Below are 18,996 nucleotides of genomic sequence, written 5' to 3'. Positions count from 1 at the left end.
CTATTACTATTTGCTAAAAAAAATTTTTTTATCTTTATCTGATAATTATAAACTATTTAAAGAATGTACAAAAGTTAAATATCTATTATTAAGGTCTTATCTTACAAAAATAAATTCTAAAGTCCTACTGTTTATTTCCTCGAGTATATAAATAGTATCGCATATCCATCATATGACTTGCATACGGTTTCAATTATCCCATAAATGTGTTGCTTATTATTTCAGAATCATTTAATGAACCTTAAATTCAGTTTAATTTCGTGCCGATTATGAATTAAACTGTATAAAAAAATAGACTGCCGAGAAGGTCCCGACAGCCTTATTCGACTCAAAAGAGCCGTTTTGTTCTTCTCTTGAAAATTTTTTTCAAATTATACTCTTATTTTTTCTTAAATGTTACGTAGATTGAATGGTCTTTTGTTACATTTTTAATCGTATACGTGTTATTCGTTACTTTTACTTTAACACCGTCTACTTTTAATGAAGAAATTACATAACCTTTCTTCGGTGTAATTTTGAACGTTTTGCTTGATCCATCAGTTATTGAAACTTTTCCGATTGGGCTAATCGTTCCGTGCTCACCTGAAGTGACTTTAATAGTATGGACTTTCTTCTTGAACGTTACACTAATTGTATGATCTTTCGTCACGTTATTAAAAGTGTATGTGTTGTTTGTTAGTTTTGTATTCACTCCGTCAACTTTAAATGTAGCTACCTCATAACCTGTTTTCGGCGTGATTTTGAATGTTTTAGCTGTTCCTTCACCAACTGCAAGTCTACCATTCGGACTGATTGATCCATTGCTTCCTGCAGATGCTGTAATTGAGTGTAGGATTTGCTTGAACGTTACACTGAGCGTATGATCCTTTGTTACATTCATAAATGTGTACGTATTGTTTGATAATTTTGCACTCATACCATCTACAGTAAACGTAGCTACTTGATAGCCTTTTTTCTGTGTAACTGTAAATGTTTGAGCCGCTCCATAATTCACAGAGACATTTCCATTAGGACTGATTGTGCCATTGCTTCCTGTTGATGCTTTGATCGTGTGTACAATTTGTTTAAATGTTACGCTAATTGAATGTTCTGTAGTTACTTTCATAAATGTGTACGTATTGTTGATTAATTTAGCATCTTCACCATCTACTTTAAATGTTGCAACTTCATAGCCTTCGTTAGGCGTAATATAAAACGCTTGATCTGTTCCATAATTCGCTGTAATTCTGCCATTTGGACTAATTGTTCCATGGCTTCCAGCTGTTGCTGTGATGATATGAACGATTTGCTTGAACGTTACATTAATTGAATGATTCTTCGTTACATTCGTAAATGTGAACTCGTTATTTGTTAATTTTACTTCTTGTCCATCTACTTTAACGCTTCCAATCTCAAACCCGGTATTCGGTGTGATTTTAAACGTTTGATCCTTACCATGTTTTACCGCAACGAAGCCGTTTGGATCGATTGTTCCATTGCTATCTGTTGTTGCCGAAATCAAGTGTGATAAATCATCACTAATGATAATTGTAAATGAAGCATCTACATACCCATTTGCTGAAATTGTAAACTTATAATCACCTAGATCCTTAAATAAAGATCTGTCAGCAAATGTCAATTCATTAGCTGTAAGTGTGTACTTACTAGAATCAACCACTTTTCCATTTAATGAAACAACTGGTGATGCCGCAAGCCAATCTGAATCTTGACCATGACTAATTGTAATCGGTGTATCTTCTTGTATATAAGCAATTTTTGAAACAAACGCTGGTGGATTGTTCTTAACTACTTGTGTTACCGTCGTATCTGGGTAGCAGAATGCTGTAAACTTAATTTCTTTATTTCCAGTTGCCGGGAATGCACTACCTGGAAGTGTAATCGTAATATTCTTCTCATCTGAAGAAATCGTCGAATCCGCTTTAACTGAAACTCCGCCTACAGAAATATCACCTGTTGCTGCTTTTGTAGCATTTGCCCATCTCATGTTTTCAGCGTTGTTAGGTACAGTCATAATGACTGACTTGCCAACTCCACTTGGTGTCAAATTAGGCGTTGGAACCGTTCTTTGAACAAATGGTTGTGCGATTGCAATTGGTGCAAAGTAAGGCGATACGAATTTAACGTTCTTATTACCTGCAGCTGTATTCGACTGAGTAGCATATCCGTCAATTGTTACTGTCCCAGTACCATTTTTTACAGTAGATGTTACATAAGGTTTTACTGATGTAACTGATGACATTTGAACAGTAACGTCACCATTATCAATTGATTGATCAGATGTTGGTGCAAGTAAAATTGAACTTCTCCATAATGGATTATCATCACCAGTTATTGAATAAGAAATGCTATCACCAAACTGTGGTGTTCCTGCAGGTGCCGAAAGCGTAAGTGCAGGTGCAGTTTGAGGCGTAACAGTTACATTTGAATTATTGTCTGCGTAACCTGGAGCTGAAATAATTAAACTCCTTGAAACTGCAGATCCACCGTTTGTTCTTACTAAATCATACGGAATCGTCAATGTTCCCGCAGTCTCATCGATGACAACACTTGTTTTAATCGACGGTGTTGATGAACTACCAAATTTGATCGTACCACCGGACTTCACTGCAGCGATCCAATCGGATGCAACTGTCCCTGGATTAAATTTCATTACTAAGTCTTTACCTGCATAAATTGTACCTGTAGGACTTGTAAGTGTTACACCTTGTTTATAAAAAGGCTGAGCAACTGACATTGTAGTATAATTTGCAGCTATAACACTTATAGTAATACTTCCTGGTGCCGTAATTAGTGATTTATCAATCTTTATTGGCGTTCCAGGTGCACCCACTGTAATATGACTAGCTTCAAAGTCTGCTCTATTAATCGTAGTGCTACCAATTTGAATAGCTGAAATTGCGTCTCTCCACGCTTGTGTATCGTTTGTAGCGCCAACTCCAATCGAAATCGGGTTTAAATTACTATCATTAAAGTATCGATTTGGATCAGCTGTTAATGTTGGAGCTGCGAACGCATTAATTCTTTGTGTAAATAAATAAGATGCGTAATTGTCTGCCGCAATCTCAATCTTCCAATCACTGAATCCTCCACTTGGATTCGCAATTGATGGTGATGAGAAAACGCCTGTCGGAATTGTAAAGTTAAATGTTGTCGCATTTGCTGGTGTCACCTGATTAAATAGTCCAGCAAGTTCAGCTCCCTTATAGGTTTTAGCAACATTACCATTTGGAGCAGTTATAGTGATTGAAGTAATGTTAGGCTGCCAACTATCACGATAATGTGCAGCTGTTGATCCTGTACCATCTGCACGACTAAATGTTAAAGCTTTTCCAATTGTGTTAACATTATTCGGTGCAGTTAATGAAAAGCTATTACCTGTGCCATCTTGCATCTTGAATTTCATTACTCGATCCATATACCCCGGAGCCTTAAACACAATTGTGTGAACTCCTGTTTTTGCGAATAGCGATGGATCAAATTCATATTGTCCTTTGTTTGAGACAACATTTTCAAAAATTGAATTCGTGGAAATCCCGTTGTAAGTATTCGTTGCTGTTTTACGGTCAACGCCATCAATTAAGATTTTTCCACCATTGCCGTCTATTGCTGCTCTCCAAGCTGTATCATCTATTTGTGTAATTGTAGTAGCCCCAGTTGTAAGGTCTGGAGTTTTATAACTAACAGAGAATAATTGGAACGGATTTACTTTACCGTAATAAACAAAAGCTGTACTATCGTTTGTTTTGATATATGGTACTGGTTTTACAACTGTGTTAAATGCTGTTAAATCAGAACCACTTGGTATCTTACTAAATCCTGTTAAAGTAATATCTTTGCTAGTAGTTGTTGCTATTTTCCCTGCTAAGTCTGTTGCGTTTGGAGCAGTTGTGTTGTATTTGCCCATGTTTTTAACGATATATTCAAAATCCGAATAATCAATTGAACCGTCAAAATTAATGTCCGCTGACCTTGTATAAGTTGATGGTGTGGCAACATAAGCGTTGTAAGCATTGCTTTCTGCTTCAATGTCCTTCATATCAATCACATCATCGCCATTTACGTCACCAGCTAGCATAATAGCATTAGGGACAGAATAATTTCCTCCTGCTGCATATCCATACTGACCTGCTGCGTTTATAGCTAATGTTCCATAATACGTTAAATGACCTGGCATTTTCATTGTAAAGTTGTAAGGTTTCGTGCCAGCCTGTATAGGTAAATCAGTTCCGAATAAACCAACCTGATTTATACCTGGATTTGCACTTGAAGGACTAGTTGTTGCATCTTGAATATTCTGTATTTTAGAAGTAACTCCACCATTGTTAGGATCCTCAAATTTAATCTCTACGCCAGATCCATCTGTCGTTATAGGGGTTGATCTACCAAATACAGCCGCTGTAGCATAATTTTGAAAGCCTTCTGGTCTAATACTTCCACTAACATATGCCCCACCTTTAACGAATAGGTGTTTATCTAGGAAAGTTGGTACTCGGTCTGATCCAATTTTACCACCACTGTATGTCGTGATTTCCGGAATTAAAGCAGATCCTTGCAGCCACATTGTATCTAATCCAGCGTCATTTGTTACTTTGTACTTAATTGTAAAAATTGGCATTTCTTGAGCAATACCATTTCTCATCGTATCTGAAGAGTTTAATACTCCTTGAGCTTGAACACTTTCTGGTAGATTGAAACTGAAAATATAGTCATCATTTATATCAGTATCTTTATGAATCCAGTTTTTATCAGTCGTAATTCCTTTTGATGTTAAGAATGCTTTGTATTCATCACTAAAGTCAATATCCTGAACAGCTGCAAATGGAAGCTCATCGACATAGAACTTTGCTCCAACAAGGTTTTTAGGATATTTAACAGATAATGTTGATTTAAAGTTATCACCTTTAGCGACCAATGTCTTATCAGTAAGGAACGCTGGGTCAACCCCATTTAATGTTGTTGATCCTGGTGAATCAAGACGCGCAAATCGATTAACTACATACTCGTTACCTTTTTTAACAAAGTAATAATATTTACCTTGAGTTTCAAGATTACCTGCAAATGAATAATCTTCAGGGTAAATTCTGAACTGTACACCGTAGTTTTCTTTATAAGGGTCATCAGAAGTATTCACAAGATCTTCTTTAGATACACCAAATTTAAATGTTCCATCATCCTTCAAGGGAGTAAAATAATTGACGTATGGTGCAGAGTTTGAGTCCCCTAGCATTCCATCAATTTTCCCTAAAGCTTGGCTTACTTTTGTATCTGTATCATAATTCGGTGGTGCAGGAACCTGTGTATCATGTCCAACGTTTTTCATATAATCAACGTTTGAATCGTAAGCTTTTCCTGAGAACCATTTTAAAGCACCGTCAGTCGAAGGACCATCAGCATCTATTTCATAAATTCCTGGTTCACTCCCTTTATCCATATCTAATGTAGGAGCGTGGTTATCTACATAAACTGTGCTATTTTTCTCATATAGCTGTCCACTTGTAGCGTCCATTGCACGAGCTTGAATGATGTATCCACCTTCTTCTACTACTTTTTGAGTTGATAATATTTGAGTAAGCTTAGTAGTAAGGTTCGGATCATCTTTAGAAATAGGAGCACTATAAGGGTAGTAAGCTCCATTAAGTAAAAATGGTGCAAAAACTGTATTTCCTAGAGTTAAAAGATTTGGATTTAAAGTACCAATAAACCCTACATATTTAGTTCCAGTTATATCCATTACGTAAAGCTTAAGGCCAAAAGAAGGGTCAATTGGACTTTTTACTTTTATTTCTCCCCAAGATTGTGGGGTAACAGCAAACGTATTCGGATTAAATTCTTTGTCCCCGTTAAGTGTAAATGCCTTTCTTTCAACTCTGAAATCTACACCTCTACTTTGAATATTAATAGCAAGAGGTAAACGATAAGTTTCAGAAGGGCTTGCTGAATTTCCAAAGTTAATATACGCCTCATAGTATCCACTTGCTGCTGAAGCAGGGGCTGTGAATTTCACTGTAAGATGAACCGTTCCACCTGCAGGAACAGTGATTGAATTTATTTCTGTATCAGGTGATGTTGCGTTACTTATGCTAATTTTCGCGCCTTCTTTTGCACCATCTTGTCCTTCACTGACATACGTATCTTTAAAGAAAGCACTAGATGAATTAAAAGTCTTCGCAGCAGAACCATTATTAGTTATATACAAGTCACCTGTTTTCGTAACAGATCCGTCTACTGAACGGGACGTGTAGCCAAACGAAAATGAACCCGTTGTATTTGAAATACTAACGATATTAGAACTAGATGATGTATCAGTTGATGTACGGGACTGAACATAATCTTTAACTTTAAATTGCATATCCGTGTGAACAGCTTGATATGGATCTGATTTACCAGAACCGATTTGGAATACACTTTGTTGTGTACTGATAGGATCTGCAGTTGCCATCAGAGCTGTTTTAACATCCTCAGGCTTATAGTTCGGATGAGCTGACAAAATTAATGCCGCCATACCAGCAACGTGAGGAGTTGCCATTGATGTACCTGATAAAGTTTGGTAATTATTTGTATAATCCTTACTATTTGGTTCCCAAATATCATAAGGAGCTGTTGAGAAAACATCTACGCCAGGCGCAACAATGTCAGGTTTAATCGCTACTGAACCTGTTACAGGACCTGTCGAGCTAAAGCCCGCAAGTGTATTACCACCCATTGCGAAGTTTCCAGCGTTTGAAACAGAGATTGTTTTAATCGTACCGCTCTTAAATGCATTATAGAATTTCGTACCTTCAGTTGAGTTTAATTGTAATGTGTAAACTACACCACCCACAGTACCAAAATAAAATGGATAATAACCTTGGTCATCGACAAGAAGATCTGGATTATCATTTGGTGTATATACAATCATAGCTTTAACATGCTCTGCAGCTGCATACGACATAAGTTCGTTCATGGCTGCGCCACCACGTTTAACTAATACAACTTTATCTGCAACACTGATGTTTTTATTTCTTAAATCATTGTACCAAGCAGGAGTACCATACCCAGCATCTACTAGGTCATATTTCGTTGTACCACTAAGCTTCGTATTCGTTTCCGTGAAATCTCTTCCGATTATACGTGAATTCACGATTGAATATGAATCTTGTCCTGATGCTCCATAAGAATGTATGTCAAAGGTAGGAACTTGTTTTGGATAAGTAATTGCTCCTACTGTAATTGCCTTTGCTGAAGCAGCTGGAGTTCCTAATGTTCCTACAGACGGACCACTATTACCAGCAGCAATAACAGCTGTTACACCTAGGTCGGTAACATTGTTTATCGCAACTGCATTTGAAGTCAATGAATCGTTATAATCTGAACCAAGTGATAAGTTAATTACTTTACACCCATCTTTATACGATTGTTCGATTCCAGCGATAACAGCTTCATCGCTTCCGCCGTGAGGACCTAAAACTCGGTAAGCATATAATTGTACTTCTGGTGCAACACCCCTAACTGCGTATGGAGAGCTACTTCTTGATTGACCCGCAATCGTACCCGCAACATGAGTACCGTGAGAAGTAATATAGCTATGGTAATCTGTTGGAAAGTCTGGGTCTTGTTGATTAGGTGGAAGTGCATCATTTGCTTGCTTCGCTTTTAACCAGTCAGAATAAACTGTTTCCATTGGGTCATTGTCATTATCTACAAAGTCGTAACCACCTTGGTACACGCCAGCAAGATCAGGGTGGTTATAGTCAATACCAGTGTCAATAACGCCGACTTTAACACCTTTACCTGTAATATTTTCATTTTGTAAATCATGAATTTTTAACCAATCAAGAACTGGCGTTTCACCTGATTGTGGGCCCTCTGGACCTGGAGGTGGAACTGTACCTGACTGTTGTTCAACTGAATTTCCTGATACAGATTTATTTTCAGAAGCAGCATTGCCAGTTGATTTTGCATTTGTACGATCTGAACTTATTGATGGTAATACATTTGAATTTGTTTTTTTATCTGAAGTCTTTCCGTCACCAGTCACACTTGCTGAAGCCTCAACTGGCTCGGAAGCAGGAATCGGTGCATATTTAATATTTTGATAAACACTCTTTACATATGGGAGTGCCAATAAATCATTAAGTGAGCTTACTGGAATTTTTACGGCTACACCGTTAAATACTTGTGAAAACTCTTTACCCAACTTAAAGGTACTAGTATCACCAGTAGCTTTTATTTTTTTAGACTCATTGTTTACGAAACTTTTAAAACTACTATGAGTCAAGTCAACGGCTGCTTGAGCACTTTCTAATGTTACATCTGCGCTTTGTTGATTAATCGATTTTCCAGAAGACGCACTTTTTTGTTGATTCACCATTTGAACCGGAGCTGGATTTACATTAAATTGGACAATCAAATCTAATTGTTTAGATGAAGTTAATAGTTTTGGATCAAACTGAAGTTTTTCTAAATATAAATTTTGCAGATCTTGACCTTGAGTTAATTCAGCCTTGCTACCCGTGCCTTCTAACGCAGTCTGAATTGTTTTTTCAGCCGATCCACCTGTCATGGCAAACGTCGGTACTGTGTAGCCTAGCAACGTAGAAGTTGCAAGAAACGTTGACATGATCATCTTTTTCATTTTATGATGGTTCATTCCTTTATCATTTCCTTCCTTTTTTTATAATTTATAGAGTTAAACTCTACTCCCCCTAACCACTTCTCCCCCTTTAATAACTGAATCTTAATATTTTTAAAAATATTACGACAAATTATCTGCCATTCTTCATTATAATTGGGCGATTTATAGACAGTAAATTGGGGTAATTTGGTGTAAAACAAAAAGAAAAATTTGTCATATTTTGTTAAAAAATTTGAGTAGTACCCATTTTTTCATTGTTTTAATTGCTTATATACATGTAATGGGGTTGGGGGAATTCGTCAGATGTTATTCTACAAATTTTTTAGACTTACATTATTTGGATTAAATTAGTAATTATTAATTTCCTTTTGCCCTTTCTTTCGTATTTCACGTCATGATCTACTCTCAAAAAAAGAAAAGACCTCTCAATTTTTATGAGAGGTCTTTTCGCATGTTTAATATATCTACTACAATCTATTTTTTAACTTCTTTCACAAACTTCCATGTTCGCCCTTTATCCTCTGATTGATAAAGTTCACTACTGTTACCGTTATAATCTCCATCTGCACCTTGACCAACTAGCATATTTAAAACTCCATTCGTCTTAAAAGGCATACTTGGCGTATCAAAAGGTTTTATAGGATGCCCATTATCTAACTTTACTTCTTGAAGTGTATAATTTACTTTTTTGAAAGAATTACCCCCATCGTCCGTTCGATACAAAGCACCTTCATTACCAGAAGGATTAACTGCTCCTAAAAATCCGAGCTTATCATCGAAAAAAACGATACCAGAAGCTCCTCCAACTGTTCCACTGTATGGATCATAATTAATAACAGTCCATGTATTTCCGCCATTTGTAGTTTTGCTTAATGAATAAAACGTGCTTCCTAATGCTTTATCTGCAACATTTAATCTATAACCTACTTCTTTCGATTGGAAGAATTGTTCGTTTGTATTCGTTCGTTCATCTTTTTTCTCACTAGGAGAAGCCTGGTTTGGAGTAATAGTTGGCTTACTCCAATCTGGATTACCGATTAGATTATATCTAGCGGGTAAAATCACTTTATCCATCCCAGGTACAAATAGAGATACCGTATATCCTATTATTTCGGAACTTGTATTTTCCAAACTATACTCTTTTCCATCTTTATCAATATTGATGATTCCGTTTAAATTGTATCCCCAATTTCTTTTGCCATAATAGACCAGCCCGTACTGACTTTCGTTCCATTTACTAACTGCTTGTTTAATTGGAATCACTTTAACGGTTTCAATTAATGGCTCTAACAGTTTGTCATCATTATAATTAGTACCTGCATATCCGTTTAAATGTATTGTAATCCTGTCTGACTTGTTTTGATCGTAAGATATTAAATAGCTCTCTTCTTTTCCGTTGTCATTTTTCCCATGAACAAATGAATCAAAAGAAGTAATTGTTCCATCTGAATTAAACTTAAGGGAAAAATTATTTACCATATATAATTTTTTGGGTAAATTTTGCTTTTTGTTTATGTCTTCAAAAATACCTTTTACGCCATATTTATATAGATTATTATTATCAAATTTAACTGACCTTTGATTTTTTAGCCGTTCTATATACCATGCCAGTTTACCGTTATAATTTGTTCCGCTTTTATATATGTTTACTCCATATAATAATGTAATTGAAATAAACAAGATGAGAGACAAGTATGTCCATAACTTTACAGTAGTCAGTTTATTAGGCTGATATTCGCTATTTTTTATCACTTTAATAGTAGTAAATACAATGGTCGATAGTAAAATGATTATGGAGAGAACGAAAACAGGTAGATTTTTATTGAGACTGCCGAACTTGCATATTAAAGCCAGTTTTTTTCCAAACATCCAGTATCCAATTAAGAAAACTGGATTTGTTAGTAATGACCTAAGTATTTTTTTTACGTTTCTCCTCAATATGTACGTCCCCCTATATCTGAATTTAGTCATTCTATTCGTCCATTTTAAGTATACTTTGTTTTCCGAGTCGTTTGCATGATTCGCGATTATTGTGTTGTCACATTGAATAACAAAAAAACACCCCATATTAACCTATGGAGTGCTAAATCTTACTTTAAATTATTATGTTTAGGGATTTTAATCATCGCCTTAAATAAATCGCCGTCAACTTGAATTGAGAACTGTCCTTTTTGAATTTCAATTAGACTTTTAGCGATTGAAAGTCCTAGTCCACTTCCTTGACTATTTCTTGATTCATCGCCTCTTTTAAAACGTTCCATTAGTTCATCTGCAGATATATTTAATTCATATGCCGATATATTTTTGAAGGTAAGAAGAATCTCATTACCTAAATCTTCAAGATCAATATATACTCGGGATCCTCTTAATGCATATTTAAAGATATTAGATAATAAATTTTCCACGGATCTCCATAATAGTTTCCCATCCGCTGCGGCATATAGTTTATCTTGAGGATGATTTATTTTAATCGATAAATCTAATGCCTCAATTTTTGCATTAACTTCGCCTAATCCTTGGGTTATAAGTGATAAGACATCTATCCGCTCAAGGTTAACCGGAATTGTACCGCTAGAAGCCTTCGCTGCCTCAAATAAATCATTCGTTAACAACTTCAATCTTTGCGATTTTTGATCTAAAACTTCAACATATTCTTCAATTTTTGCCGGATCCTTTTCCTTTTTCAATAAATCCACATACGTAATTATGGAAGTCAAAGGCGTCCTAATATCATGTGAAACATTTGTAATTAGTTCCGTCTTCATCCTCTCACTCTTTAACTCTCGATTAACAGCTGTTTTCAAACCATCCGTAATGCTATTAATATTACTAGAAAGATTTGCAAACTCACCTTTTCCATCTATCTCTATGCGGTGGTGAAAATCGCCTGCCTTTATTTGCTCGACGCCCTCTTTTATCGCATTAAATTTTTTAATTTTTTTATTCGCAAACCATGCTGCAACTCCTATTGTAATCGGGAACATAAAAAAAGTTACGGCAATTAAAATTGGATAACCAATTACAAGTAATACAGTTTTAACACCCATACTCCCATTGCTATATACATCCCTGATAAATAGGAAAAGTTTGTTTAATAAGAAATAAATTAACGTGTGTTTAATGATTGTTCTGTTTTTACAATGCTTTATAATCGATAAAATCAAAAGAAGCGCTATGATTGAGAATGGAATCGTTAAATAGAAAACCAATTTATTAATAACCGTTATTGTTAAAGGCTCTATTAATGCAAACCAGGATATAATTAAGGATGCAAGAAGCACGATATTAATATCATTAAACATTCGATCGATTACATTTAAATGTAACTCGCGATCTTTAAATGACTTTCTACCAATAATGAGTGCTAAATAAACGAATGCTACTAGAAATCCTATAGAAGAGCTTATGAAAAAATAAAAGGATTTCGTCGCAATTGCTTTATTTTCTTTCCACTCTTTTATTTTTTGATCTAGTGCACTTTGTGTGAATCCTATCGATACTACTGTATTTTTGGGATTTAACTGACTGAAATCCTCACTGATCCAATTAAAACGTTTATTCTGTTCAATTGTAGTCGGATAAATTTCTCTTTTATAATTCTTGTAAATTATATAGGAAGGATTTGTTTTGAATTGTCCTTTTAACGTATTATTTGTGAATTCGTTAATACCATCACTACCGTAATATAGTAAGTCTTCTTTCTCAGCTAGTGCTTGCAATAAATTATGATAATTTTGTAAACCATCTGTTATCATCTGGCTCTTTACTTGATTAATTTCTTTTGCATCGGCTTTTTGAAAATTTTTAAAGTTTTCCTCTTCACTTAAATTTGGGTTATATATGTTCGATCGCGCCGTAAAATCTGAATATAAAGATTCTTCGATCGACCTTAGATCCTCATTACTGATTGCTCCACCCTTTAAAATATTCTCTTCACTTTTATACTTATTAACTAATTGAGTCAGGCTACTATAAATTGGCTCAACTTCTTGTATATAAGATTTACTAAGAAAGTAATTTTCTTCAAAAACGATTCCAAAATCCTCATCAGTTAAAGCCGCTACATTCGCGATAGACTTAAGTATGCCTGAAAAAAATAGAATAACAATTGCAAAAACGATTATTTTTGTTGTTAGTGAGTGACTATATTTTTTCGACCTTATATCCAACTCCCCACACCACCTTTAAATATTTTGGTTCTTTAGGATTTATTTCAATCTTTTCTCTAATTTTTCGAATATGGACCGATACTGTATTTTCTGGATTAAAGGCTGTTTCGTTCCATACTCGCTCATATATTTCCTCAATAGAAAATACTCTACCAGCATTTTTAGTCAGGAGCTTAACAATCTTATATTGAACTGGAGTAAGATGAACAACCTCACCATCAACTGTAATGATTTTACTTTCATCATCAATTACAAGACCACCGCTTTGATGGATATTACTTTTTGCCTCAAAACTTCCTAGGCTCGTGTATCTTCGTAGTTGCGATTTAACCCTTGCAATTAGCTCTAAAGGATTGAACGGTTTTGTTATATAATCATCCGCACCTAAATTTAAGCCTAAAATCTTATCCGAATCCTCAGATTTTGCCGAGAGCATAATGACAGGTACTTTAAAATTCTCCCTAATCTTCATCGTTGCTCTAATTCCATCAAGCTTAGGCATCATAATATCCATTATAATGAGTTGAATTTCTTGGTTTTCGATAACTTCTAGTGCTTCTTCTCCATTGTAAGCCTTGAACATTCGATAACCTTCGTTTTCTAAATAAATGCAAATAGCTTCTACAATTGACTGATCATCGTCGCAAACTAATATGTTCATATAAGTTCTCTCCTATCTATATTTTAAAGTTTGTATCACCTCTTTATTTTAGATGTTAAGAAGATGATATCAGCTAAATCTTAATAACTTCTCGATGCAAATCTTAAGATTTTCTTATGATTATTAAAAAAAATAGATTTATCCATTTAAAAATCTCTTTAGACTACTAAGAGGTTCCACACACTACTGATTGTTGCCATACTCCCTACTTTTGCTCATAGCCTACTAGGTTAAAATCACTGCTTTATTATTAAAGAAGTTGTTACTCCTTCTTGATGAATCTCATTCTATTTTTCGCCGTAAAAATAGGCAGTGTCCACATTAATTTACTTAATAAAAGAAGTACAAAAGTTTACTTAAAATTAAAACTTTTCAAAAAAATATTATGATATTGTGTAAATAGGCAAGGTAAATCTATCGAGCAAGTAGAAGTGAGTATGTTGTGTGAACGTGAAAGGGATGCATATTTTTAGTTGGAGTTTTTTCTAAAGCTCGCTAAAAGAAATGATGGCTTTAAACTATATTTTGAGGAGGTGCTAAAGAAGTTTTAGATTCCTTCATGTAGATCAATCTTACTTTACATTAGTAATGATTTTTTTTTGCCTTATTTAAGTAAATATCCTACTACCCTTACCTTGTACAAATAATTATTTAATCTCTCTACAATCAGTGACTATGCAAAACTACAAGATTCCTCAACTAGATTTTATCTTGGGACCTCAAGACTAACATATTTTTCACATAATCTTTAGCCATACACAATCACGTTTAAGCATCTTATTTTTGTCTATATTAAATTATTTTTCGATTGATTTCATAATATAAAAATTAAGTAGGAGGATTTTGTTATATGTTACATAGCAGATCGGCACAAAATACAGTTTTATCTAAAAGAGTTATGAAAAACTTCAAAAGAAAGACTACCATACTTGTATGTTCTAGTTTAGTCTTTTTTGGTGGTGCTTTTGGGAACTTATTTAATAAACCTGCACAGGCAGCTGTTGGAACTCACGTTGTTATCAGTGAAGTTTACGGTGGTGGCGGTAATAGTGGTTCTTCTTATAAAAATGATTATATTGAACTTTACAATCCAACAGATTCAAGCGTTAGTTTGTCTGGATGGTCCATTCAATATGCCTCTTCTACTGGTACATTCAGCAGCATTACAAATTTAACTGGTAGCATAGGTTCACATCAATATTATTTAGTTAAAGAAGCAAGCGGCGGTGGCGGTACTGTTGACCTACCAACATCTGATGTTACAGGTACAATTAACTTAAGTGCAAGCAGCGGAAAAGTTGCACTAGCAAATGTTACTACCTCAGTATCAGGTTCAACGAGTTCAAATGTTGTGGATTTTGTTGGCTTTGGTTCTGCAAATGATTCAGAAACTTCGCCTACTGGTACTCTTTCTGCCACAACAAGTACAGAACGTAAAGATAATAATGGCGGAACTACACAAGGCAATGGTAATGGTTGGGACACAAATAATAATGCTAGTGACTTTGTCATTACGAGCAGTTTGGTACCTCAAAATTCATCTTCTGCTGCTGAACCTAGCTCACAAGGACAAACAGGCACAGATAATGATCATATGGGATTAGGAAATCCAAGTGGTGCTACGAGCAATACATCCAATTCAAATAATTATCTAATGGTTAAACCACAATACGATTTATCCTACAATAATAGTAAACACGAACCAAACTGGGTTAGCTGGCATATAGGTTCTTCTGATCTTGGAAGTGCCGCTCGTCAGGACGACTTCCGTGCTGATACAACATTACCTTCAGGATGGTACCAGGTTACTGCTAGTGAATTTTCAGGTAGCGGATTTGACAGAGGCCATATGTGTCCTTCTGCTGATCGCACTTCTACAGTTGCCAACAACTCAGCAACTTTTTTAATGAGCAATATGATTCCTCAAGCTCCAAACAACAATGAGGTTACTTGGGCAAATTTAGAAGATTATAGTCGTTCACTTGTATCAGCTGGAAACGAATTATATGTAGTATCTGGTGGTTACGGGTCAGGCGGGACTGGATCTAATGGGTATAAAACGACTGTAGGTAATGGTGTCGTTGTACCAGCACAAACTTGGAAGGTAATTGTTGTATTACCTAATGGGAGTGATGATATAAGCCGAGTTACATCATCTACAAGAGTAATAGCTGTATTATTACCAAATGATCAAACAGCTTCTAGCCATCCTTGGAGTTACTACAGGGTAAGTGTTGATTCAATAGAGTCACTCACTGGTTATGACTTCCTATCTTCAGTTCCTGCTAGCGTTCAAAATGCTATTGAATCTAAGGTTGATAGTGGTGCTACAAATTAAATCAAGAAAACTATTTTCAACTCTGATGGAAAAGAAAGATATTCTAACAATTAAATAAATAAAAAGGGAATGTGTTCCAAACAACTTACGGTAACACATTCCCTTTACTATTTTAAATGTAACTTTTTAAAAATTCTTAAGGCATCCCATTATATTAGTTTAACACAGGCCAGTACTCTTTATTTGCTTCGATTAGTTCATCTAAAATTTCCTTCGCTACCTTTGCACTTGGTACAGTCTTTGAAAGGATTAATGCCTGCCAAAGTTTTTGGTAACTGCCTTCGATGTAAGCTTGAACAACTAATTTTTCAACGGTAACCTGTTGATACATTAATGCTCTTTCGAATTCAGGGATCTTGCCTTGACTTAATGGCTCTGGCCCGTCTGTTCCAACAATACATGGAACTTCTACCATTGCATCATCATCAAAATTAGCGATTGTTCCGTTGTTTTCCACAATTAATAGCATTCTTTCATGTGTGTTAAAAGCAATTGCACGAGCAAGATCAACAACAAAAGTTGCGTGTGCTCCCATTTCAAATTCACAGTTCTCAGAAGTTCCATTTGCGACGATGGTTCTTGCCATTGAAAAGACTTCCTTTTCTCTACCAGCAATAACTTCATTTGCTCTCGTGTACTCTGGATTAGAAGTTTCTACCACATAATCAGGATAGAAGTAATATTTTAAATACGTATTTGGTAAGAAGCTTGGATCAATCGCTAAAAGGTCTTTCGCCTTTTTATGCGTTTCTTGCCAACTTGCATCTGTATGTTGGGTATCAACTTCTTTTTTAGTTAAATATCCATTTTCTGCAACATAGTTACGAATTTGAGGAAGATATTCATTACCCTCTTTGTCTTTTATGCTTGTCCACCAGCCAAAGTGGTTTAATCCAAAATAACGTACTTCTAAATCTTGTGGTTCTTTTCCAATGATATGTGACATTCGGCGTAGTGTCCCTACTGGCATATCACAAATGTTTAATACTTTAGAGTTCGGACGAAGTACACGACATGCCTCCGCTACAATTGCTGCAGGATTTGAATAGTTTAACATCCAAGCTTCCGGTGAGTATTTTTCCATAAGATCAATCATTTCAATCATCGGGCCAATACTTCTCATTCCATATGCGATCCCACCAGGTCCACATGTTTCTTGACCTACAACATTATACTTTAATGGAATTTTTTCATCTTTTTCGCGCATTTCATATTTGCCGACACGAATATGGGCAAAACAGAAGTCTATATCAGTAAAAGCTTCCTCTGGTTCTGTTGTAAAGCAATACTCAATGTCTGGTGCTTTCTCTTTTAGGACAATTTCGATTGCCTCTCCTAATACCGCTTGTCTTTCTGCATCATTATCATATAATTTTAATTTTCTAAGTGGGAAACGGTCAAGGTTATCCAATAACATCATTACAATCCCTGGTGTGTATGTGCTTCCTCCACCTGCAATAACGACTGAAAATTTCTTCATGTTCTCCATTCCCTTCTAATCTGTAGATTCTCTTTAATCTTTATTTTATTTCTTATTCGTTTGCACTTAATCCTAAATACTCATCGACCGCTTTACGAATGTTATTTACCTGTAAGCCATAGACAACTTGAACATTTTTATCGCTAATAATAACTCCGTTTGCGCCTGTTTCTCTCTTCAATATCTCTTCGTTTACCTTTTCTGGATGATCCAGTGTTAATCGAAGTCTTGTGTAACAGTTAGTTACAGTAGTAATGTTACTAGCACCGCCTAATGCATTGACGATCACCGAGGCAATTCCGTCATTCCCCTGCGCAGCAGCAGTTTCTGCTTTTCCTTGGCTTTGCTTTTCTTTGTAATCTTTCTTCGTATATAATTTCGTCTCTACGCCTTCATCTTCTCTTCCGATTGTCTTGAAGTTAAATTTTGTAATTAGGAACCGGAAGACAACATAGTAAATGACAAAGAAGATTAGTCCGATTAAAATGTACGTTGGCCAGTGAGTTTTTCCGACTCCAAGCGGAACGTTGAACAATAGAAAGTCAATCATACCGTTTGGTCCAATCGCTCTAACATCAAATAAGTGGAATGTCACCATAGCCAGACCGCTTAATACAGCATGTACAACGAACAATAATGGCGCAACGAACATGAATGAAAATTCAATCGGTTCTGTAACTCCTGCAATAAAAGATGTAATAGCGGCAGGGATTAAAATCGCTCTTGCCTTTGCTTTGTTCTCTGGTTTTGCTGTATGGTACATCGCTAAACATGCACCGATTAAACCGAACATTTTTGAAATCCCGCGTGCATCCCAAACAACGCTTGGAGAAAGCTCTTTCACATGTGGATCAATAATTTCCGCATAGTAAATATTTCTTGCCCCTTCTAGTACTTTTCCACCAACTTCTTCGGCACCACCTAATGATGTATATAAAAATGGCGTATAAACTAAATGGTGAAGTCCCGTTGGAATTAATAAACGTTCCAGTGCTCCATATAAAAAGATTCCGAAGCTTCCGCTATGTTGAATAAATGTTCCGAGACCGTTAATTCCAGATTGGAAAACTGGCCAAATATACGTAAGAGCAATAGATAAAAGTACAACAACTGGAATTAATACGATGAAAACGAATCGTGACCCACCGTAGATTTGAAACGCACCTTTAAACTCTTTATCAACAAATTTATTATGTACGACAGCGGTTACAATTCCGAGTATAAGACCAAGAAACACACCCATATCAAGAATTTGTACACCTAATACTGAGGTTTGTCCCGTTCCCTGCAAGGTATCTCCTTCATAAAGAATACCGCTGAGTTGCATAAACTTATTCATCGCATTTACAAATACTAAATAACCTAATAAAGCTGTAAAACCAGCAATTGCTTTTTCTTTATTAGCCAAGCCAATTGCAATCCCCACACAAAAAATCAACCCTAAATTGGCGAGAATCGAAACCAATGATCCAGTTAAAATTGTCCCAAATCCGGTAGTAATCGGATTATTTAAAAATGGGAAAACTTCCATTAACTTTGGATTAGTAAATAAATTACCGAAAGCAATTAAGATCCCCTCAATCGGCAAAATAAGAATTGGAATGAACATCGCTTTTGAAAAACGCTGCATAGCCTCCATGATCTTCACTTTCATTTTGCCTATCCCCTCCTGTGTATGTACTTGTTTTTGATTACAGGTCTAGAATACAATGTAAGCCCTTTTATAGTCGATAG

At 35.5% G+C, this 18,996-nt stretch carries 7 protein-coding genes; 1 reads left to right on the top strand and 6 read right to left on the bottom strand.

The window, feature by feature from the left end; genetic code table 11:
• Nucleotides 1–379 precede the first annotated feature (379 nt).
• The 4 genes from CN601_RS15935 to CN601_RS15920 all read right to left on the bottom strand — a co-directional run bounded on the left by CN601_RS15935 (nucleotide 380) and on the right by CN601_RS15920 (nucleotide 13,444).
• Nucleotides 380–8,629 (bottom strand): S8 family serine peptidase, encoded by an 8,250-nt coding sequence (locus CN601_RS15935; protein ID WP_098171605.1) that lies wholly within the window; start codon nucleotides 8,627–8,629, stop codon nucleotides 380–382.
• A gap of 459 nt (nucleotides 8,630–9,088) precedes the next feature.
• The gene (locus CN601_RS15930; protein WP_098171604.1) at nucleotides 9,089–10,585 is read right to left on the bottom strand and encodes a WD40/YVTN/BNR-like repeat-containing protein; all 1,497 of its coding nucleotides are present in this window, start codon (nucleotides 10,583–10,585) and stop codon (nucleotides 9,089–9,091) included.
• Between the two features lie 119 nt (nucleotides 10,586–10,704).
• Nucleotides 10,705–12,783, bottom strand: coding sequence for a HAMP domain-containing sensor histidine kinase (locus tag CN601_RS15925; RefSeq protein ID WP_098171603.1), 2,079 nt, complete (start codon nucleotides 12,781–12,783; stop codon nucleotides 10,705–10,707).
• Complete coding sequence (locus tag CN601_RS15920; RefSeq protein WP_098119065.1) at nucleotides 12,758–13,444, bottom strand: response regulator transcription factor; 687 nt, start codon at nucleotides 13,442–13,444, stop codon at nucleotides 12,758–12,760. The genes CN601_RS15925 and CN601_RS15920 overlap by 26 nt, the downstream gene beginning before the upstream one ends.
• A gap of 850 nt (nucleotides 13,445–14,294) precedes the next feature.
• Between CN601_RS15920 and CN601_RS15915 the strand changes: the two genes are divergently transcribed.
• Complete coding sequence (locus CN601_RS15915) at nucleotides 14,295–15,782, top strand: DNA/RNA non-specific endonuclease (protein ID WP_098171602.1); 1,488 nt, start codon at nucleotides 14,295–14,297, stop codon at nucleotides 15,780–15,782.
• Between the two features lie 154 nt (nucleotides 15,783–15,936).
• Here CN601_RS15915 and CN601_RS15910 read toward each other — a convergent pair whose 3' ends face one another.
• The gene (locus CN601_RS15910; RefSeq protein ID WP_179865577.1) at nucleotides 15,937–17,262 is read right to left on the bottom strand and encodes a 6-phospho-alpha-glucosidase; all 1,326 of its coding nucleotides are present in this window, start codon (nucleotides 17,260–17,262) and stop codon (nucleotides 15,937–15,939) included.
• Between the two features lie 52 nt (nucleotides 17,263–17,314).
• On the bottom strand, nucleotides 17,315–18,916 hold the full coding sequence (locus CN601_RS15905) for a PTS transporter subunit EIIC (RefSeq protein ID WP_098171600.1): 1,602 nt from the start codon (nucleotides 18,914–18,916) through the stop codon (nucleotides 17,315–17,317).
• Nucleotides 18,917–18,996 lie beyond the last annotated feature (80 nt).

It is taken from the genome of Bacillus sp. AFS017336 (assembly GCF_002555445.1).
Taxonomy (GTDB): Bacteria; Bacillota; Bacilli; order Bacillales; family Bacillaceae_G; genus Gottfriedia.
This window is presented reverse-complemented; position numbering and strand designations above follow the sequence as displayed.